This window comes from Psychrosphaera sp. 1_MG-2023, from assembly GCF_030548245.1.
Lineage (GTDB): Bacteria > Pseudomonadota > Gammaproteobacteria > Enterobacterales > Alteromonadaceae > Psychrosphaera > Psychrosphaera algicola.
Genome location: NZ_JAUORW010000004.1, coordinates 153187 through 173294 on the forward strand (window position 1 = coordinate 153187; position 20108 = coordinate 173294).

The following is a 20108-nucleotide window of genomic DNA, read 5'->3' on the forward strand; positions in this document are numbered from 1 at the left end:
GACCTTTATTCGCCTTCAAATTCAGTTAAATAAAAACTATTAACTGACAAGTTAGTCAGACGTTTCTCACCGCCCAACTCAGGTAGATTAACGACAAAACACGCGTCTTCAACGTGCGCACCCAGTTTTCGAATTAACTTGGTTGTCGCTTCAATCGTACCACCGGTCGCTAATAAATCGTCAACCATTAATACTTTATCATCGGCAGATAACGCGTCTGTGTGTAATTCTAAAATATCTTTACCGTATTCGAGTACGTATGCCTGAGAAATAACGTCACGAGGCAACTTACCAGGTTTTCGAACGGGGATAAACGGTACGTTCATTTTATAAGCTAATGGTGCTCCGAAGATAAAACCTCTCGCTTCCGTTCCGACAATAGCAGTGATCCCACTATTTTGATATTGCGCTGCAAACCTATCAATTGTCGCCGAAAACGCGACAGGGTTTTGCATTAACGAGGTCACATCCCTAAATTGAATGCCCGGTTTCGGGTAGTCAGGAATGGTTTTAATACTGTCTTTTATTATGTCTGACATTTTTAATCCAACTCATATTTACTTATCGCAGTATGACAGATTGGATTAGAAGGCAAAACACTAAACTGAACAAAACTTTAAGATTAAATTTGTAAGGTTAACGTTATCGCCCGACGTTGATTAAATTCGGCAAACATCTGTTGCACAAATTGTTGCGCACCGCCCTGCTCTAGTTGAATTGCGTCCGACGTTAAAAAATCGATACATTGCGTGAAACTCACTTGGTTATGTTGCTGAATAAATGTCATCAAGTGGACGGTAAGCGCGTCAGTGCCAACAAATTGAATTTCGTAACTTGGGTCCCGATAAACCACAATGTACGTAGGTGTCGGCTCTAAGGGCTTGTTATCTGCCGAAATAGTATGAACTGGGTAATTATAAGCTAGTGGCCAAGTAGATTCAGGTATGCTAACCAAGTATTGTGAAAATTGCCCAACAGCAACTAATTCTTGATCAAATTCAGCAACAACCGCTTCTCTATCGGAAACCACATCTTCTCCCGAGTCACCCATTGCAGTTGCACTTGCTAACTCCACCCATTCATAGTGCGCAAGTTCAAGCATCCATGGCTCTTCTAAAGTCCCAGGTGATTGTGCAAGATACGTTAAAAACTCCTCACTTATTTCTATAAAGTGAGGCGTTTCACATTGGTGTTCAATAAAAAACGACCGAACAAGTGCAAGCCACTTTTTTGTGCCCATAGTGCTTTTTAAAACGGGAAAGGTAGTGGCACAAAAGTCTTCTAGATTATTGAAAAATAACTCTTGATAGATCTCGACGCGCCTTTGTTCATCTTTATTATTGCTTTGCGTAACGCCCGTTCTTATTTGCTGCGCTAGATGTAACTGAGCCTCGGTTAACTTAGTCATTTAAAAACTCACCCTTTGTGGTTTTGATAATTGCGTTATAACGTGCGTTTAAATTTATTTTGAATCGCCGTAATCATATCCACTTCAACTAATAACTCAGACATTGGAGGTATATTGAAATCACGCTCTAATAACGTAGGAAAAACACCGTGTTTTGCATAAGCGTATTCAAGTAAAGCCCAAACATCGGGTTTAACGTCATCGCCGTGCGTGTCGACTTTTAGATCGACGGCCTCATCATAATGTCCAGCAATATGGCCATACAAAATTCGTTCTGACGGAACCTTGTCAATAAAACTTTTTGCATTGTACTTATGGTTAATTGAATTGACATATACGTTATTAACGTCAAATAGTAATTTACAATCCGCTTCCGCCAGCACAGCATTCAAAAACTCAGATTCAGAAAGCTCCTGACCCGTTTTTAAATAATAAGATACATTTTCGATGGCTATTTGCTGTTCTAACACGTCCTGAACGAGTCGAATTCGTTCCGCAACATAGCGAACAGCCTCTTCGGTAAATGGGATCGGCATTAAGTCGTACATATGGCCATTCGCTGAGCAATAACTTAAATGCTCAGTGTAATGACGGACATTAAATTTGTTCATAAAGGTTTTAACTTCACGAACGAACTCAATATCCAATGGGTCAGGACTGCCTATTGACAGACTTAGTCCATGAGTCGTTAATGGTATTTTACGGCTTACTTCCGCCAGAGTATGTTGAAACTTGCCACCGAGTCTCATCCAGTTTTCCGGCGCTACCTCAACAAAATTAACATTCGACTCAACGATTGTTGTGAGGTCGTTTTCCATTCCACGTCTAAATCCTAAACCCGAACCAGATATTTCCACACTTCACCTCAATAAAAAAGCCAGACTAGCTGGCTCTTATTTCATTACTAATACTATTGCCTAAATTACTTAAGCTTGAGTACCGCCACATTTGGCCTCTTTATCGCTTTTTTTAGCTTTATGGCCACCGCACTTACCTTCACCGCATTTGCCTTCGCCACATTTAGCTTCTTTTTTCGCTTTATCGCCGCCGCATTTGCCTTCACCGCATTTAGCTTCTTTTTTCGCTTTATCGCCGCCACATTTGCCTTCGCCGCATTTAGCTTCTTTTTTCGCTTTATCGCCGCCGCATTTGCCTTCGCCGCATTTAGCTTCTTTTTTCGCTTTATCGCCGCCGCATTTGCCTTCACCGCATTTAGCTTCAAATGTTTGGACTTCATAGCCGCCTTTCATGTCTACTGCTTGAAAACCCGCAGCATGGACATTACCGACAACTGAAGTTCCGAGTGCAGCCACACCGATTGCAGCGAGTGTCATTTTTTTATTCAATTTCATGGAGTTCCCCTTAGTTCGAATTTTGCTGTTTTACAAAAATACGATTATGTTGAGCTAATAATAGATAATGTTAACGACAAATAATATCGCCTTTCAACATTGCTTACATAGATGACCTGACGGTTATCCATTTTATTTCAATAAAAATAGTCAAAACTCTAATATTTTATTGACCAACAAATGACAATTAGCAACTATAATCAAAAATACCAGTAATACAAATGAAGAAACACTATGATTTTTAGCAGATTAGAAACATCATTTCGTGACAATCTATCCGGTCTATATAGTGAAGCCTACTTCGCCGAGGTATTCCAACGAGAATGGAATAGAATGATGCGAGAAAAAGACGCTCTCACGATTATGATCATCCATACCCATCTTAATGTAAATCAAGAACTCGACCGTAAAATGTTTAAAGTTGTTTCCGAACATGTAGAAAACTCAACTAAACGTTCAACTGATTTAGTTTGTCGCTTCCACGACAATGAAATTGCCATCGGGCTTTTTAATTTAGATGAAAACGGCACCGAGACTGTCGCCAAAAGGATCTTAACTGATTGCGTTTCCGAACTCGTTCAACTAGGAATTAACATTAACTTTTCCATCGGTGCATTAAACGTTTTACCTAATAACGACATAGAGTTGGAACAACTGTTTAATTTGACAGAGGATTTAACGTTTAAAGCGGAAAGCAAGGGACCAAACGCATGCGAGTTGCAATATTATAAATTACATTAATTGTCATGATTCGGCCAACGTACTGAACTGACGATTTAATTGTGAAGATTGGTATAATTAAATACTTTGGACGGGGCTAATCCTCCCGAAAAATAAAAGTAACCGCAAGGCTGTTTGTGGTTTGTCATGTTTATAGCGAACAATATTGTACTGTCGGATACTAAAAATGGCTAAACTAAAATTTGTTTGCTTTAGATACAAAAAAACCGCCTTGAGGCGGTTTTTTTTTTACGAAAACGTATTTAAAGAACAGTGCCTTTTCGGCTTGCTGTGTCTTTAATATAACCTTCCCAGCCTGCAGCTGATTTAGCAGAGTTTTTGTCTTTTTTAGCTTCTTGGATAGCCGCGTAGGACTCTTTCCAGTTTTCTAAATAAAACTGTGCTTCTGCTATACCCATATAGACAGGACCTTTGCGTTTTATGCCAAATTTAAGCGCTTTATCAAAAGCTTCTACAGCTTTATCAAAACGTTCCATTACCATATACGCTGTGCCTTGCTTACGGTACAAGTCTGCGTCATTATCAATCTTAGCGGCTTCACCAAAATACTTCGCTGCTTTCGCATACTCTTTTGCATTTTGATAGGTACTCGCCATAACTGACAACGTCTGTTCTGTTTTCTTAATCAATCCACTAGCGATAAACTCATCTTGAATAATGGCAGCTTTATAAGGAATGCCATTAGATGCGTAAAGTTGTGCTAACTGTTTAACTTGAGATTGCGTAGTTAAGAAACCTTGCTTATGAGCAACTTCCATTGTTGACAATCCACGTTGGTAATCCTCAGTTAACATGTAAAACATGCCTAATTGAGTCCACCACTTAGCATTGTCAGGGAAAGTTTTAACCAAGTCTTCAACCGCTTTCGTCGCTTCTGGATACATCTTACGTTCGTAGTAAGACGCCATAACTAACACATACGGGTTTTGATTTGGTTTTTCATACAAAGTGATCGCTTTTCTTGCTGGTGCAAGTACCGCATCATAGTTTTTCAACTCATAATGTGCATTTGCGATACGCAAGTAAACGTTCGGATCTTCGTCATGAGAAAAATCAAGAAACGCTTGATAATTTACCAACGCATCTTCATATTTTTTCTCTTGAATCGATAAATCGGCAATCAGCTTAAGCACGCCTTTATGATCATCAAACGGTAATTCGTCGATGTCTTTAGCACTATTAAGGTGTTTTAACGCAAGGTCAACTTGACCTTCCTGCGCATACATATTACCGATAAAACGATCGATATAGGCTTTATCGAAATCATCTTTAGCATCAACTTCTAAAAGGATTTCTAAACCGCCTTTAATATCATCCGCTGAATACAACTCAAAAGCCTTTTGGACTTTCTTACCGATTCTCGGACCTAACGCTTTACCACCACGTTGTTTCTTAAGTTGCTGAACTAATTCAGCTTTCTCAGCTGGAACCGCTGCTTTAGCTTTAGGAGCAACAAGTGCACCTAAAACTAATGAAGCTGAAAGGACTAGTTTCAATGTGTTATTCATATTACTAACCTCCTCCCAAATTAAAGTCTAGTTGTACACTTAAACCAGTTTGGTGCTGAGGTTTTCCATCAACCATTTTTGGCTTGTATTTCCACTTACGTAGCGCTTTTCTTGCTTCGCGGTCGAAAACACGTTTGGGTTCAGCGTCGATAATTTCGACATTCTCAACACCACCAAGTTTGTTAATTTCAAAGCTCAACTTAACCCAACCTTCGATACCATCACGGGCAGCTTTAGTCGGGAATTTTGGTTCAATTCGTACAATAGGTGTAGCGTCGCCATCTCTAACCAATGCACCTGGACCACTTAGTCCTGCACTTGCACCACCGACATCAACAGTAGGCATACGAATACCCATGCTGGTGCTGTCAGAAATTTCAGGTTCAGGTTCAGGCGTTTGCGGCTTAGGCGGCTGCTTAGGCGGAGGCGGAGGCGGCGGCGGAACACGGTTCCGCTGCTGCGCTTTACTTTCCGGCGGAGTAGTATTTATTTCAACGATGATGTTCTCACGTTGCTCATCTTTGGATTTTGCACCTCCAGAGATAAGCTCAGCCATAACAACAAACAAGCCGAATGTGATTACTACACCAACCGCAAGTGATGCAATCAATCTCAACATACTATTTCTTCTCCGCTGCGATGATGATTTTTAGTTCACCAGCCGACTTGATAGCGTCCATTACTTTAACCACAACACCGTGTTTAGATTCTTTATCTGCTTGCACGATGATAGATTCAGTCGGTTGTTCAGCCAACATACGCTCGATATTTGCAGCTACACGTTCGATGTCGACTAGACGTTTGTCCATCCAAACTTCGCCGTTAGCTTTGATCGCGATAAATATGTTGCCTTTAGAGTTTGGCTTTGAGGCAGCTGCTTTTGGCTTAACTACTTCAATACCAGCTTCTTTCACGAATGACGTTGTAACGATGAAGAATATCAACATGATGAATACGATGTCTAGCATCGGAGTCATATCAATTGCGGCATCATCATCTTCACGAAAACGTTGTTTACGTGCCATAGTTCAATCTCCTAGTGATGTGGCAAGCTATCAACTAGCTTTTCTTTTGCCACTTTAACTCTTGTTTCAAGACGCGTACTGAAGAAGATTCCAGATAGCGCAGCAACCATTCCCGCCATTGTCGGGATTGTCGCCATTGAAATACCAGAAGCCATCAAACGAGGGTTACCAGTACCTTGCGACGCCATTGTGTCAAATACAGTAATCATACCGGTTACTGTACCTAATAGACCAATCAGCGGACACATCGCAACAAGAGTTTTAATAATTAACATTCTTGCGTTTAATAGTTCGGATGCCTCAGAAACCCAAGCATCACGGATCCTATGTGCACTCCATGAAGTCGTGTCTGGTCGAGCATCCCATCTTGCAATAATAGAATCACGCAATTTTGGAAACTCAACTGTCAAAAACCACCAACGCTCCATCATTAACGCCCACATAACAAGTAGGGCGAATGCGACAAAGTATAAAACAAAGCCGCCAGTGCCAATAAAATCCCTGACGGATTCCCATAGACCCATCAGGTATATCATTAGGCTTTCTCCTTCTCAGCATGAGCAGCAATGATACCAGCGCTTTGCTCATCTAAGATGTGAATGATAGTTTTAGCACGTGCAGCAACGATGCTGTGTGTAAAGATTAGTGGTAGTGCAGCAATGATACCCATAGCAGTTGTTACAAGTGCCATAGAGATTGAACCAGCCATTAGTTTAGGGTCACCAGTACCGAATAACGTAATTTGTTGGAACGTTTCAATCATACCGATTACCGTACCTAATAGACCTAACAAAGGTGCTACAGCAGCAAGGATCTTGATTGTGTTGATACCACGTTCGATGCGAGGCGTTTCACGTAGAATACCTTCATCCAACTTAAGTTCTAGATTTTCAACATCTGAACCACGGTTATCATGATAAATCTTTAAGATACGACCTAACGCGTTATTCTCAGATGGATTTGAAGTATCTTTAAGCTGCTTCTTCATCTTAGAACCTTCAGTTAACGTAGTGAACAAGCTTAATAGGGCAATTAGGAAACCAATAGCCAATACCGCTGTAATTACGTAACCTGGAGTACCACCTTGGTGATAACGGTCTTCTAAAGTTGCTTTTTGCGTGTTAAGACGCAAGATACCGCCACGGCTAGGGTCAACATAGAAAGGTACAAATGAACCCGCTGGTGCACTTGCTAATTCTTTAGCAGATGAACGGAAGTGAGATTCAGCAGACTTACCTAAAGGTTGAACTTTACCAGTTGCGTCGTTATAAATAACGTAGCTACCGTCGTCTAATACAAGGTTGAACGAACCAACACGAGTAACAGTTTCAACTGTTTGGCCGCCAGCAAGTTGTGAAACTTCAGTTTCAAACTTAACTACTTTACCTGATTCAGTCATTTCTGTTTGTAATGCAATCCATAACTCTTCTAATTCACGAGTCGTAGGAAGTTTTTTAGCTTCAGCAAGTTCTGCTAAAAGTTTGTCACGACCAGGATACTGTGAAGAAATGTTAGATGCAGTAATTGAACCGATTGTATTAGTAGCTGCACGACGTACAACACCAAACATTTCGCCCAAAGTACCTTCTGCATTTTTCAATTCTTGAGCACGAACAGCTAACGTTTTCTCATTTTGTCCGTATTGCTTTTGCAAACGGTCGCCACGGTCTTTCTCAGCTTTAAGTTCGTCTTGCCCTTTTTTCAACAATGCTTGTTTGTCAGCACGAGCAGAAGAAAACTCTTGCTCACGCTTCTTGTTAAGTTGACCTTCTGAAATACGGTCTTTCTTAACTTGTTGCAATAAATTGTCTAGCTCGCCTGCTGCATTCGCTTGAGTTGCGATACCTGCAGTTGCTAAAGCAGCGGCTAAAACCAATGAATTAAATACCTTTTTCATGTGTTATTACTCCGCAGCAAAAATTGGTAGTTTAATTAGATCTAATGGCGCTTGTTTACGAGCCATACGGATTGTCTTAGTCACATCTTTTAGGTATTCGTCACCTAATTTTTCCCAAGAACGAGAAGTGTTATTCCACACCCATGCATTCTTAAGATCTTTAGACTGTGCAACTAATGAAATACGACCTACGTGAACGAAGTCAGCAGTAATTTGTTTGCCATCAAACGTTTCAGTTGCTTGCCATGCTTCGACAGCACTACCGTAATCTTTTTCAATTTCGTAAGCTTCAAGTACCTGACGATATTTCTCAGAAGTACTTACGTTAGGGTTTACCATGGTTGCACGTAAACGTTCAATACGTTGTGTGCGCAATTCCAATTTAACCGGAATGTCTGCTTTTACGAATTTTTCCAACATATCAATCATTCGATACATCAGAGGAACAACATTTCGTTTTGTATTTTCGATCTCAGCGATTTGCTCTTCCAAAGAAGCAATTTCGTCGTTTTGTGCTGCTACTAATTTCGCAACATGATCATTATAAACTTTATTGATCTCCATTTCGTCAACGACGCTACGATATTCAATAACCAGATCTTGAGTCTGTTCTTGAATCGCGTCAATTTTCGTTTGAGATTTAGCAGCTGCTTTGTGAATAACGCGTTCTGCTGCGTGAATTTTCTCTAGTGGATCCGCTGCAAAAGCAGATCCGGTAAATGCTACCGCCCCTACTAACGCTGACGCGACTAGACTTAATTTCATCTTTGACATAGTTCCCAACCAATGTATGTGTTTAAGTTCTCTTTTAGAGTTTTTACTCTCCATTCAGTGACTAAAGTCACGGAATATCGACCATCGAGTGTCCCAAACATAATCTGTAACGTCAATTAACAAAATCGCCCGATTTACTTAATATTTTCGTTATTCTTCCTGAACCGTCTACTTATTGTTCACTTGGCTACTGGTAGGATATCAAAGGCGACAACCACACGAGGCGTATCACTAACGAATGGCTTAGTTGCATGCCAATAGTAAGATGGAAACAATGCTAGGTGACCCGCTTTAGGTGTTAACGCATAGTCTTCGACTATCTCATCATAAGTCACAATTCCAGGTTTCCCGAAGTAAATTTGCCCCTGTTCAGAGCCCTGAGTGATGCACTCCGGTGTGTTGACATAGTATGCGCTACTAAACCACCCCTTAGGGTGACAGTGGGGAACATGATAACCGCCGTCTCTAAGCCACATAGACCACGCAGTTACTATATTAAACTGATCACTAAACCGAGTTAACGCAGGATGTTCCAAATAAGGTAATTTACTGATATTTGAAAGGTGTTCTGAGCATGAATTGCGGAGGGATATTTTTAAATCTTGAATAACTTTATGTGGATGGTCAAACAAGTAACCAGGGGTCTGAGTTCCGCCATTACCTGACTGTCCTAATGGTTGTTTTTGCATCGTATGGATAGACTTCAATGCCGCCATAAGTTGCTCATTAAAGTCTAAAATTGAAGAATAATCAGCCGTAACAGAAATTTCACAAAAACTTACTAATGAATGAAAATTTATCAGCTGTTCATAGGCATCTTTATTAGTTAACTTTAATTCTGTCGATTTTAACGCCAAATAATATTGATTCGTTGCATCTGCATCGAGTAATAAATCGATTTTTTTACCCGCAGTAACGTAATCTCCTAATGCCAGATTAGCTAAAGTAGAATACTCACAAAGTTGTCTGGCCCCGGGGTTATTCATATCCAATGTCGTGGGTACGGCCGACAAAACCTCGTCGTACCTATGTTCTTTGATTGCTATTTGACAATCGAGATTGGTAAATGCATTGGTTTTGGGTTTATTACGCTTAAATTTAACTAGTGCAGATTTTGCCGCATCGAGTTTACCTTGAGACATCAATAATGAAACATAATCATGTTGTAACTCAGTATTAAAGTTGTTCACAGAGACTGATTCATAATTACGAAGGGGATTAGGTGCGTTCATTTCATATTTTAAATTAGACAACAATTTATGCAGAACTCGACTAGTCGGGTGATTTTCAACCCCTTTCGTTAACCAAGATAGTGCTTGTTCATTGTCACAAAGCTTCACATGCAACAATGCAAGACATTCATAAAGTACATCTGACTCTTGGTCATTGACGCTCAGGCTCAAGGCAGCCTGATATTGCTTACTTGCCTCTTCAGTTCGACAAAGTCCCTCAAGTACTTGACCATAAACATAATGCCATTTCCAAGGAGGTTGCTGAGTTTCTTGATTAAAAAGCGTTGTTAAAGCTTGCTCCGAGCCAACATAATCTTTAAGTGCAAGGCAGGCTTTTGCATGTTCAAAACGGGCTTTCGCAAAGCCTGGCTCAATTGCCAGTGATTTAAGAAAATGCGCTTTCGCTAACTCATGTTGGTTTTGAAGACTCCAACAAAGGCCCCAATTAAACCAGTACTGATATACATGACTTGCCAAATTTGTTGCTTTTGCAAAGTGGGTGTTGGCCAGCTCATATTTGCCCTGCTTGGCGCTAAGATCGGCAACAATATTGTGAATAGGATGATGTTCAGGCGCCATTGTTAAAAAAAGTAAAAAAGCGTCTAGTGCATGTTGCTCATAGCCAATGTTTAGGAACGTCACCCCACGCGCATGCTGGACTTGTGGGTCTTTGATACTCTGGATGTGAGGTAAGCTTGCAAACTGTGCAGCGTCGCCGTACTTCCCCTGTTTGACAAATTGAAAGAACTGAGCAATTTGTTGTCGAATGTGTGGGGTGTTCATGGATACCTCGAACTTTAGTAATTTATAACTATAATAAAACAGAAGCTATTTTGTAAAAACAAATCCGTGACCAAGAATGCCAGTTTGATCTTGCACCCGATGACTTTGTTGTAAAGTAAACCCACAATTTGATGCCATAGTAACAATTTCTGAAAGTTGCTCTTCTGTACGTGATGCTTTTACCAATTCAGACAACCTAGAATGATAATTTAACATTTCGTTATCAAATAATGCGATGAGTTGTTCAAGTTTGTTGCTGTCTTGCATGCCTAACGACATCTGTATAAAACCATCTATATTGAGCAAGCCATATTCAACATTATCAAATGCTTTAAGATTCGCTGTCACTTTTTGTAATTGATGTGAAACCCTCACTTTTTCAGATGAGTTATTATCTTCCGATGCGATCTGCGCCCTAAGTATGTCAGTTAATCCAGATTTTCTAACTTCCCCTACAAACGCCCAACTTACAGTATTTTGCTTGATAAAACGCGAATCATAAACATGGGTGATAATTGCAAATTTGCCGTGCTTATTTAACAAATCATAGGCCGCCGGAATAACCTGCTCTAATGGCGCATATTCAATTCCAAATTGACTCGTCACTATATCAAATTTGTCCCCATTTAAATTTGGTGCCGTACAATCAACACGGCTCTTAAATTCTATTTCGCATGCCGGAAATTGACGCTTAACTTGCTGCTCAAGTTTCGCTTCATCTAATTGTGCTAAGTCCGTAGCAACTATCGATAATTTTGGCTGAAACTGCAGAAACAACATAGGCAGTGCGCCATTCCCAGAACACATATCTAGCAATCTTGTGTTCGGTTGAGTATCGCCTAAATAACGTTGCCAAAAGTGTTTTATCGCGCCACTGTACGTCCCCATAATTTCATTGCCAAATGACGTAATATGGCCCTGTTGCCAATAATTATCCCAGTACTTTTGCGTTTGCATATTGTCCAATCATCTAAAATTTGTAGTTACACTTTACGACTAACTGTCTAATTTCATAATAATAATACATAAAAAAAGCCGATTCAAAGAATCGGCTTTTCAATATTATTCGCTTTTAAATCAATATTAGAAGCTGATTGTGTAGCTTACACGTACGTCTTGACCGAAGTTATTATATAAATCCGGGTTCTCATACACACCAGCTGAAGATAATACTGGATCTTCGTCTGTTAAGTTAGAGATAGTAAGTGATGCACGACCGTAATCACCCATGTTGTATGAGTAGTTAAGGCTGTGGATAATCCAAGCGTCAAGTTTACCTTCCGTTTGGTAGTACCAATCGTCTTCAGCTAGGTCAGCGCCAGCTTCATCTTTAGTAATTAACTGCTCATCTTCAGAAGTATCTGCGATGTAGTTAGTGTTCCAAGTAACACTATGTCCATCTAGAGCCCAACCGAATGTAAATACTGCACGGTGATCAGGTTGTCCAGACCAGCCAGCTGTGTTTACAGAGTCGCCGCCGTTATCTGTAGCGTAATCTAAGATAAAGCTGTTTACAGCATTAACGCTGAAATCACCAAAATCTGTTTCGATATTACCAGTGAACGTTAAATCGACACCTTCAATTCCGAAACCAACACCGTTGAAGTAACCAGTACCAGCTTCTAGGATGTTACCAGTTAAAGAACCACCGGCACGGATTAGATAAAACGTTTCATTGTCTGTATTTGCACCAGGTGCTAATGGCGTTAAGTTACCATTTGCTTGGTCATTAATAAGACCGTTAACAGTTTTAGTTTGAACAACGTTTGAGATGTCTAAGTTGAAGTAATCAACTTTAACAGCGAAGTCATCAGTAATGTCGTATGCAACACCAAAGTTCATATACTCAGATGTTTCAGGACCTAAGTTAGAGTTAGATTTGTAGTAAGTATCATATTGACGCTCAGCTGCATCAGGGTTGCTGATGTAATCCGTTGCTGCTTCAGCAGAGAACGTAGTCGCCGCATTAAGTTCATCCAAACCAGGTGCGCGGAACGCTTCTGAGTAAGATGCACGTACAACTAAGTTGTCAAGTGCTTGCCAACGAACAGATACTTTTGGTGCAAGGTTATCACCAAAGTCAGAGTAGTCATCGTAACGAGCAGCAATGTTCATTTCAACATCGTCAGTTACAGGTAATGCTGCTTCGTAGAAGAATGCAGTGATATCACGCATACCTTCAGCAGAGTTACCAGCAGAACCACCAACTAGACCAGCAGCAGACTGACCGTCATAGATAGAGGCGAAGTTGATTTCCATGTATTCCATACCAATGTAGTGAGCCACTTGGCCACCAGGTAGTTCGAATGCATCAAAACCAGCACCAGCATAATATTGGTCAAACGTTGAAGAATCTTCAGTTAGTGTAGTAGCTTTCATATTAGCTATACCCTGTTCTGAACCTAAATCAATGTCGTTTTTCTCATTGTAAGCTAAACCACCGTAAGACAAGTAGTATTGACCAACAGATTTGTTGTCCGCTACATTTTTATGGTAGTAAACTTCCCAGTCAACATCCAAACCAGCGATGGTAGAGAAACCACGTAGACCCATTAAGTAATCTTGGTTGTAATCATGAACGTTACCGTCACGGTTACCGATACCAACCCAACGGAATAGACCGTAAGCGCCATCTAAACCAGTAGGGTTATGTGGGTTGTCAGCTGACATATTTTCCCATGGAGCCGCTGGAGGAGCATAACGTCCGAAAGATTTGTTTTGAACGAACATTGCACGAGTGAAGAATTCAACGTCTTCAGCTACTTCGTAGTTTGCGTCTACGAATACAGTGTTACGGTCGATAGAAGCACGGTTATAAGAAACGTTAGCATATGCGAAACCACAAACTGTAGAGCCTGGGCCCCATGCAGTTGTTCCGTCAAATTCTTTAAATGTATCTTCACCGTATTCAGCAATTAAATCATCACAAAGTGGAGATGAGTATAGTGTATCGAAAGCTGGATCAAACACACTTGCACCGTAGTAAGACCAACCGTCTGTTTCATCAGAATAGATTTCAATGTCACCATCGCCATCTAAATCTTCAGCACGTGCAGCTGTGAATGCACGTTGGCCATCAGAAATACCTTCACGTTTTTGATGGTCGAATGAGAAAGTGATATTACCTTTATCGTTGCTGTAACCAGCAATGATTGAAAATTCGCTTGAAGTTGGAGTACCACCAACATCAGTATCACGTGTACGCCAGCCTGAACCGATATTAACAGTTAGACCTTCGTAATCTTTTTTCAAGATGATGTTTACAACACCAGCAATCGCGTCAGAACCGTAAGTTGAAGAAGCACCATCTGTTAAGATTTCGATACGTTCAACAGCAGCCATAGGGATTGCGTTAAGGTTAGCAGATTGACCGCCTAAAGTAGGAGAACCTGGAAGACGTTTACCGTCTAACAAGATTAACGTACGGTTAGAACCAGCACCACGTAGGTTTAATGTTGCTTGAGACTGTGCAGAACTACCAGATTTCTCAGAGAACGAACCGAACGAGTTGAATGAACTGCCGCGTAGTGCGTCAGCTACCGTGAAGTTACCTTCAACTTTCATGTCTTCAGCAGTAATGATGTTAACTGGTGAAGCACCTTCAAGGTCGGTACGTTTGATACGAGAACCCGTAACTTCAATACGTTCAACTTCTTCAGCTTCTTCTTCAGCCGCGAACGCTTGAGTTGCAGGTAGTGCTGTAGCTGCAGCACCAAACATGATTGCTAAGCGAACAGACTTAGCTAGTTTGTTATTTGTAAACATGAAGTTTTCTCCCTGGACCACTTTATTAGTGATTCATTTTTTTATGAATTATAAGTTTTAGCCGTAACGGCTCCGACCAGTAATTGAACAATAATCAATCAGTAATTGATAAAAGCGCAATCAAAGGGCAGCAAACGGTCTCGATATTACCTCTATATTTCCACAGGTCAACCACCGCAACGCAAAATTAGTATACTTTTTAGGCGATTGGTAACATTTTGTAATAAAATGTATATTTTTTTTAATAACAAATAATTAAGCGCAATTATTTGTTACGAATAAGTTATTCATTTAGTGAATAAAAAGTCGACAAAAGTGAAATGATATACAATATATGGTGCGTTGCTACCAATTAAGCGTCATCTGACGGTCAAAGACAGACAATTCACTTGGAGAAATATTTTCTAGTATTGCCGATGCAATTGGAAAAAGTTGCCTTTCCAGGTAATGTTGATAATGCAAAGGGTTATCGCAGCTAGTGTACTCTTGAGGCCCTTTTATCGTCACAACGTAAGGTATAACGCTACCTCTACGGTATTTGGGGTGGCCGTAAAGATTATTTGCCAATTTGGCTGCTTTTATTTGAGGCGGAGTTGTTTTTACATATTCGTTGAGGTGTTGCCGAATTTTTTTTCTATAAACCAGTTTATTGTCTAGGTTACCTGAAAACAACTCTGCAATTATCGACCTAAGGTAGTCAGTCACGGGTTGTTTATTAAATACCAATTGAAACAGTTTGGTTTGAAATTCCTTAGCTAAATCGGTCCAATCGCTGCGCACTGATTCCATTCCTTTGAATACCAATATTGGATCTGCATTCTTTTGCAGTTTCATACCCGCGTAACGTTTCTTTGATCCTTTTTCCATGCCTCGAATCGTTGGCATAAAAAACGGACTAAAATGCGATTCGAATTCAATTTCAAGTCGGCTATGTAATTTGAACTCTCGTTGAATTTTTATATCCCACCAAGTATTTAGTTCTTGTTCTAATGAAACTGCATCTTTGGGTTCAAAATTAGAGCCATGCAAGCTAACAAATATAGAGTCAGTATCTCCATAAATAACATCGAGTCCTTTTTCTTCAAACCAAATTTTAGACTGGGCTAAAATCCAATGACCCCTCATCGTTATTGAGCTCGCTAAACGCGTATCATAAAAACGACATCCTGCAGAACCTAATACCCCATAAAAACTATTCATAATGATTTTTATCGCATTAGACCAAACCGTATTATTCTGCTTTTTAGCTTTTTCACGTGCAGTCCACAAATCATCTACGATAGTGGCCAATATACTCGTTTCACGACTAAATTGACCGCCTCTAAAGCCTGGAATCGCCTCTGCTTCAGGTAACCTAACCCCTTCTTGCAGAGCAATCGGATCAACATTAAAGGTTCTAATTATACTCGGGTACAGACTTTTAAAGTCAAAAACTAGGATGTCGTCGTGCATGCCTGGTTTCGAATCCATGACAAAACCGCCTGGACTGTGCAAATAGTCCTCAGCATTAACTAAGTTAGGCGCTATCCAACCTTTACGATGAATTTGCGGGAGATATAAATTAGTAAATGCCGCGACCGAACCACCTAAACGTTCTAACTCTAATCCGGTTAATTGCGAGCGTGTGAGTAAAAATTCGAGCAACTTCTCTTGTTTGAATATTTTCGATACTAAAACACAATCTTGAAGATTATATTTGGCTAAGGCTAATGGCTCTTCTCTATATTGGCGTTTAATTTCAGCCAGTTTATCCAATCCGTCAACATTGCTAATGAGTTTTCGTTCACCTAATAGTTCGGACGCGACCGCATCTAGAGCAAAACTATTAAAATGGTACGTTGCGTTTTTCATCACTTCGATGCCATCTAGAACTACCCTTCCTGCCGCATAAGCCCTTGCAGGCATTCTCGAATCATCGTCGGCGCGACGTGCTGAATAATTCAATCGTGAATTATCTCGCCCGAACTTAAGCTTTATATGATTTCGTGTCGCAGCTTGTGACAGCACATGGATATCAAAGGCAACAAAATTCCAACCTATAAGACAGTCAGGGTCTTGCTCCATTACAATTTGATTTAAACGTTGCAAAAGCGCGCGTTCACCTTGTAACCATTCTACGTAGGGTAACGAGTTATCAGTTTCAATACCTGAGGCAAAATCTTCAACATTGTAGAGGACCTTAGTAAAATCCTCATCATTACTGTCTTTGGCAAAAGCATGAATACCAATAGAAAAAAGATAGCCATTTTCATCACACTCTATATCTATGGACATCGCTTTAAGCATAGGGAAAGCTTCTCGACTCGATTTTACTTTTACTTGTTCAAAGCGTTGATAATTGCCTTTACTTGACACTTCAACCCCCGTAAAAGTCACACCGAGTTGAATAAACCGCTCCATTAGATAGCGGTCTACCGGTTTTACATCTGCCTCTAGTAGTTCAATACTTTGTTGAGTCGCTGATTGTCGCAGCTGATAAAACTCACTAAGTGAATTTACGTAAATTGCATAAACGTCTTCATCAGCAAAGGTCTTAAGTTTCACCTGAGTGAATTCAATAGAGGGATACAAGGCAGTTGATGCCGTTTGTAATAACTTAACGTTTTGTAGAGTCGCAAAACAGACCGGACGTTCGTCGGTAATAATAAGCTGAATATTAGCCTCATTAGACTTTATCCAAAGCTCAAAGATACAACGGCCGTCACGGTCATACTGATTGCGTGTTAGTAAACTACCTTTACAAATTGCATAAGGTGAACCGATTAGATTTGAGCCCAAGATACATTTTCAACTGAGATGACGTTATAATCCTGCTTTTATAAGACAAGCTGTTGTTTCAATCAAGGTGCAATAGGTAGATTTCGTGGAGAAATAGTTTGGAGATTTCCATTTGGTTGACTGAAATGACAGGGTTGTCGACAAGTCTACTGTTCATTTTAGTCGTATGTGCCTTTGCCGCTGGCTTTATCGACGCTATCGCTGGAGGCGGTGGTTTACTTACTGTTCCAGCACTACTGGCCAGTGGATTACCACCACATGTCGCCTTAGGTACAAATAAACTTGCCGCTACTTTTGGTTCCCTAACGGCGGCCTATACCTTCTATAAGAAGCGACTTTTTGATCCCTCGTTTTGGAAAATAAGTTTTTGGTATACTGCTATTGGCTCAATTGTCGGTACTGTTGCGGTTTCTTATTTAGATCCAAATATACTGAACAAATTACTTCCGATCTTAATCGGCTTTAGTGCATTTTACGCCTTATTTAATCGGACAGCGGCAGTGAAACACAACTTACTCCCTGATAAAACACCCAAATTAAAAACTCAGCAGGCAAGCCAAGGATTCACACTCGGGTTTTATGACGGTTTTGCTGGACCTGGTACCGGCGCTTTTTGGACAGTCAGTAATTTGTATTTGTACAAAATGAATATATTGCTGTCATCGGGTGTCGCCCGTTCAATGAATTTTATTAGTAACTTCTTTTCCCTCGTGACATTTATCTATTTAGGTTACATTAACTGGTTTATTGGGATTTCCATGGGCTTGTTTTTAATGATCGGTGCCTATACTGGCGCACATTCAGCAATCCACTTTGGTAATAAATTTATTCGCCCACTATTTACCGTGGTTGTGAGTTGCATGGCATTGAAGTTGGCATTTGACGCTTGGTTTTAATTGTTAAGAATAAGTAGGATTTTTGGTTCGTATGAATTCAAGTACAAATAACTATCAAATATTGTGTCAACAATTTGAGTCGTTAAAAGAGCAACTCAATGCGATATCTATTTTACCCGAGAAATGGTTTGCTAAAAATGATCTGTTTAATTCTACAACTTTTTACACACGTTCAGATGAATTAAAAGACTACGTATTAGAACTCGAAAATAACGTCAAAAAGCTGGGGTCAATTCAAAACGTACAACTGATGGAACATCTTTCTGTCCGAGTCGCCGATCAGTTTTCTTGTTTTCGTGGGCTACTCAACTCTGTTGTTCTTAATACCAAAAGTAAAACGTATAACGCCACACATAGAAAACAGATAAATAAAGTGAAGCAATTTGCCAAACAGGCCCGCGCATCGAGTCGCTCACTTTATGAAGAGCTTTCAAAATTACAAGAATTTGAACGACGTTTAGTCGATATGGTAGCCGAAAAACAACAAACCCTTAATAAATATTCAGGGCAAGCTCAGCGCCAAACTTTACAAGATGACGTACTAGTCACACACCAACGATTGGGGCGTTGCCGTCAAGCAATCAGTAAAATCGAAGAACAAATTCAAAAACTCGACGAAAGGCAAAATTAATGCAACTTCCTGTTGTTTTCGATCCAATTTATAGCCAACTCGACCTCGCTAAAAGACACCGTTTTCCAATCGAAAAATACCAAGCGCTATTCGATACGGCATTTGCCACATACCCAAATAAACTCGTCAGCAACCCCGTACCGGGTTATATCAGTCCTGACCTATTGTGTTCCATTCATACTAAGCAATATGTCGCAGACTTCATCAGCGGTCAAATATCACCAAAAGCAATGAAACGCATTGGATTTGAATGGTCACAACAATTTGTCAATCGAACTTTAACCGCCGTTAACGGGACATTAGAGACGGCTAAGCTAGCTTTAGAACATAGTATCGCCATCAATTGTACTGGGGGCTACCATCATGCTCACCCAGACTTTGGCTCCGGTTTTTGTGTATTTAATGACCTTACAATTGCTGCAAAATACCTTTTAGATAATCATCTTGCTCAACGCATCCTCATATTTGATTGTGATGTTCATCAGGGCGATGGCACCGCAGTGTGCGCAGAAAATGAATCAAATATATTTACGGTTTCTATTCATTGTGAAAAAAACTTCCCGACGCGCAAACAACAAAGTGATTGGGATCTTGGTTTAGACCGCCACATCGGTGATACAGAATACCTTCCTATAATAGAAGAAACGTTCGACGCTGCAGTGCAAAGTTTTAAACCTGACTTTATCATTTACGACGCAGGAGTTGATATCCATGAAGATGATGACTTAGGCTTATTGAACATTTCAACCCAAGGTATCTATTTGCGTGATCAGTTTGTATTTAATCGCGCAAAACAATTGAATTTACCCATCATGGCGGTAATTGGTGGTGGGTATCAACGAGATATCGCGAAACTTACCCAAGTTCACATGCAACTCATTCGCAGTGCTATTGATGTCTTCACCGCGACTTAACACGCACTTTATCGGTTGCCAAAACTTATAATATAGCGGCTAAATTGCCAAAGCATTGTCACAACAAATTATTCGATGCTAAAGTTAACGGATACAAGGTTTTAATCTTCATTAAATTAAGGACACGTTATGCAAATGAGTGACGACATTCATAATTATTATGAAAAGCTGGTAATTGATTACATCAATGCACACAAGTTAGATCAAAAATTTGATTATGAATTTTTGTCCGATTTATGTTGTATCGTTTTGAACCAGTTGCCTTCTAAATATATTCGCCATGAAGTCGACATGGCTTTCTACCTGCCAGCTGCAGAACGGTTTGAAATGGAAATGAATGTACGAGAGTCTATCGAACGTGCACTTGAATTTATGAGTTCACGAGAAAGGCGAGATCAATAGAA

General features: G+C 40.2%; 19 protein-coding genes. 5 read left to right on the plus strand and 14 right to left on the minus strand.

The features are described from left to right. Positions 1–5: 5 nt before the first annotated feature. From apt to Q4575_RS04865, 4 genes are all read right to left on the minus strand, one after another. The gene (apt, locus tag Q4575_RS04850) at positions 6–539 is read right to left on the minus strand and encodes an adenine phosphoribosyltransferase (RefSeq protein ID WP_303521512.1); all 534 of its coding nucleotides are present in this window, start codon (positions 537–539) and stop codon (positions 6–8) included. An 83-nt stretch (positions 540–622) separates the two neighbouring features. After that, positions 623–1408, minus strand: coding sequence for a DUF2063 domain-containing protein (locus Q4575_RS04855; protein WP_303521514.1), 786 nt, complete (start codon positions 1406–1408; stop codon positions 623–625). Positions 1409–1443: 35 nt separating this feature from the next. Beyond that, complete coding sequence (locus Q4575_RS04860) at positions 1444–2265, minus strand: DUF692 domain-containing protein (RefSeq protein WP_303521515.1); 822 nt, start codon at positions 2263–2265, stop codon at positions 1444–1446. Between the two features lie 69 nt (positions 2266–2334). Next, positions 2335–2760, minus strand: coding sequence for a hypothetical protein (locus Q4575_RS04865; RefSeq protein WP_303521516.1), 426 nt, complete (start codon positions 2758–2760; stop codon positions 2335–2337). A gap of 234 nt (positions 2761–2994) precedes the next feature. Between Q4575_RS04865 and Q4575_RS04870 the strand changes: the two genes are divergently transcribed. After that, positions 2995–3501, plus strand: a complete 507-nt coding sequence (locus Q4575_RS04870) for a diguanylate cyclase (protein WP_215964302.1) — start codon at positions 2995–2997, stop codon at positions 3499–3501. Between the two features lie 242 nt (positions 3502–3743). Here the strand turns inward: Q4575_RS04870 and Q4575_RS04875 are convergent, their stop codons facing one another. The 10 genes from Q4575_RS04875 to Q4575_RS04920 all read right to left on the minus strand — a co-directional run bounded on the left by Q4575_RS04875 (position 3744) and on the right by Q4575_RS04920 (position 17263). After that, a complete protein-coding gene (locus tag Q4575_RS04875) occupies positions 3744–5009 on the minus strand; it encodes a tetratricopeptide repeat protein (RefSeq protein ID WP_215964301.1) in 1266 nt (421 codons plus the stop codon). A 4-nt stretch (positions 5010–5013) separates the two neighbouring features. Then, positions 5014–5628: a TonB family protein gene (locus Q4575_RS04880; RefSeq protein ID WP_215964300.1), complete on the minus strand. Its 615-nt coding sequence runs from the start codon at positions 5626–5628 to the stop codon at positions 5014–5016. A gap of 1 nt (position 5629) precedes the next feature. Further along, the gene (locus tag Q4575_RS04885) at positions 5630–6034 is read right to left on the minus strand and encodes a biopolymer transporter ExbD (protein ID WP_215964299.1); all 405 of its coding nucleotides are present in this window, start codon (positions 6032–6034) and stop codon (positions 5630–5632) included. Positions 6035–6045: 11 nt separating this feature from the next. Next, positions 6046–6570, minus strand: a complete 525-nt coding sequence (locus Q4575_RS04890) for a MotA/TolQ/ExbB proton channel family protein (RefSeq protein WP_303521518.1) — start codon at positions 6568–6570, stop codon at positions 6046–6048. Beyond that, entirely contained in the window at positions 6570–7931 is a 1362-nt protein-coding gene (locus Q4575_RS04895; RefSeq protein WP_215964297.1) for a MotA/TolQ/ExbB proton channel family protein, read from the minus strand. Before Q4575_RS04895 ends, Q4575_RS04890 begins: the two co-directional genes overlap by 1 nt. Positions 7932–7937: 6 nt before the next feature. After that, positions 7938–8705, minus strand: a complete 768-nt coding sequence (locus tag Q4575_RS04900) for a DUF3450 domain-containing protein (protein WP_215964296.1) — start codon at positions 8703–8705, stop codon at positions 7938–7940. Positions 8706–8884: 179 nt separating this feature from the next. Then, positions 8885–10720: a putative 2OG-Fe(II) oxygenase gene (locus Q4575_RS04905; RefSeq protein WP_303521519.1), complete on the minus strand. Its 1836-nt coding sequence runs from the start codon at positions 10718–10720 to the stop codon at positions 8885–8887. Between the two features lie 45 nt (positions 10721–10765). Then, positions 10766–11677 carry a class I SAM-dependent methyltransferase gene (locus tag Q4575_RS04910; protein ID WP_303521521.1) on the minus strand — a complete coding sequence of 304 codons (912 nt, stop codon included), beginning with the start codon at positions 11675–11677 and terminating at the stop codon, positions 10766–10768. 126 nt (positions 11678–11803) lie between these two features. Continuing rightward, a complete protein-coding gene (locus Q4575_RS04915) occupies positions 11804–14485 on the minus strand; it encodes a TonB-dependent receptor (RefSeq protein WP_303521522.1) in 2682 nt (893 codons plus the stop codon). Positions 14486–14830: 345 nt separating this feature from the next. Beyond that, entirely contained in the window at positions 14831–17263 is a 2433-nt protein-coding gene (locus Q4575_RS04920; protein ID WP_303521523.1) for a DNA polymerase II, read from the minus strand. A gap of 125 nt (positions 17264–17388) precedes the next feature. Between Q4575_RS04920 and Q4575_RS04925 the strand changes: the two genes are divergently transcribed. The 4 genes from Q4575_RS04925 (at position 17389) to Q4575_RS04940 (ending at position 20106) form a co-directional block, all read left to right on the plus strand. Further along, complete coding sequence (locus Q4575_RS04925) at positions 17389–18159, plus strand: TSUP family transporter (RefSeq protein WP_215964381.1); 771 nt, start codon at positions 17389–17391, stop codon at positions 18157–18159. Positions 18160–18190: 31 nt separating this feature from the next. Further along, on the plus strand, positions 18191–18790 hold the full coding sequence (locus tag Q4575_RS04930) for a primosomal replication protein (protein ID WP_303521524.1): 600 nt from the start codon (positions 18191–18193) through the stop codon (positions 18788–18790). Continuing rightward, positions 18790–19704 (plus strand): histone deacetylase, encoded by a 915-nt coding sequence (locus tag Q4575_RS04935; protein WP_303521525.1) that lies wholly within the window; start codon positions 18790–18792, stop codon positions 19702–19704. The genes Q4575_RS04930 and Q4575_RS04935 overlap by 1 nt, the downstream gene beginning before the upstream one ends. Positions 19705–19833: 129 nt before the next feature. After that, positions 19834–20106: a late competence development ComFB family protein gene (locus Q4575_RS04940; protein WP_215964289.1), complete on the plus strand. Its 273-nt coding sequence runs from the start codon at positions 19834–19836 to the stop codon at positions 20104–20106. Positions 20107–20108: the final 2 nt, after the last annotated feature.

What these genes read in the sequence shown, in the direction of transcription:
- Q4575_RS04910 (WP_303521521.1), bottom strand. Translation starts at nt 11,677, where the DNA reads ATGCAAACGCAAAAGTACTGGGATAATTATTGGCAACAGGGCCATATT.
- Q4575_RS04915 (WP_303521522.1), bottom strand. Translation starts at nt 14,485, where the DNA reads ATGTTTACAAATAACAAACTAGCTAAGTCTGTTCGCTTAGCAATCATG.
- Q4575_RS04900 (WP_215964296.1), bottom strand. Translation starts at nt 8,705, where the DNA reads ATGTCAAAGATGAAATTAAGTCTAGTCGCGTCAGCGTTAGTAGGGGCG.
- apt (WP_303521512.1), bottom strand. Translation starts at nt 539, where the DNA reads ATGTCAGACATAATAAAAGACAGTATTAAAACCATTCCTGACTACCCG.
- Q4575_RS04890 (WP_303521518.1), bottom strand. Translation starts at nt 6,570, where the DNA reads ATGATATACCTGATGGGTCTATGGGAATCCGTCAGGGATTTTATTGGC.
- Q4575_RS04855 (WP_303521514.1), bottom strand. Translation starts at nt 1,408, where the DNA reads ATGACTAAGTTAACCGAGGCTCAGTTACATCTAGCGCAGCAAATAAGA.
- Q4575_RS04875 (WP_215964301.1), bottom strand. Translation starts at nt 5,009, where the DNA reads ATGAATAACACATTGAAACTAGTCCTTTCAGCTTCATTAGTTTTAGGT.
- Q4575_RS04885 (WP_215964299.1), bottom strand. Translation starts at nt 6,034, where the DNA reads ATGGCACGTAAACAACGTTTTCGTGAAGATGATGATGCCGCAATTGAT.
- Q4575_RS04870 (WP_215964302.1), top strand. Translation starts at nt 2,995, where the DNA reads ATGATTTTTAGCAGATTAGAAACATCATTTCGTGACAATCTATCCGGT.
- Q4575_RS04940 (WP_215964289.1), top strand. Translation starts at nt 19,834, where the DNA reads ATGCAAATGAGTGACGACATTCATAATTATTATGAAAAGCTGGTAATT.
- Q4575_RS04865 (WP_303521516.1), bottom strand. Translation starts at nt 2,760, where the DNA reads ATGAAATTGAATAAAAAAATGACACTCGCTGCAATCGGTGTGGCTGCA.
- Q4575_RS04905 (WP_303521519.1), bottom strand. Translation starts at nt 10,720, where the DNA reads ATGAACACCCCACACATTCGACAACAAATTGCTCAGTTCTTTCAATTT.
- Q4575_RS04930 (WP_303521524.1), top strand. Translation starts at nt 18,191, where the DNA reads ATGAATTCAAGTACAAATAACTATCAAATATTGTGTCAACAATTTGAG.
- Q4575_RS04880 (WP_215964300.1), bottom strand. Translation starts at nt 5,628, where the DNA reads ATGTTGAGATTGATTGCATCACTTGCGGTTGGTGTAGTAATCACATTC.
- Q4575_RS04935 (WP_303521525.1), top strand. Translation starts at nt 18,790, where the DNA reads ATGCAACTTCCTGTTGTTTTCGATCCAATTTATAGCCAACTCGACCTC.
- Q4575_RS04925 (WP_215964381.1), top strand. Translation starts at nt 17,389, where the DNA reads ATGACAGGGTTGTCGACAAGTCTACTGTTCATTTTAGTCGTATGTGCC.
- Q4575_RS04895 (WP_215964297.1), bottom strand. Translation starts at nt 7,931, where the DNA reads ATGAAAAAGGTATTTAATTCATTGGTTTTAGCCGCTGCTTTAGCAACT.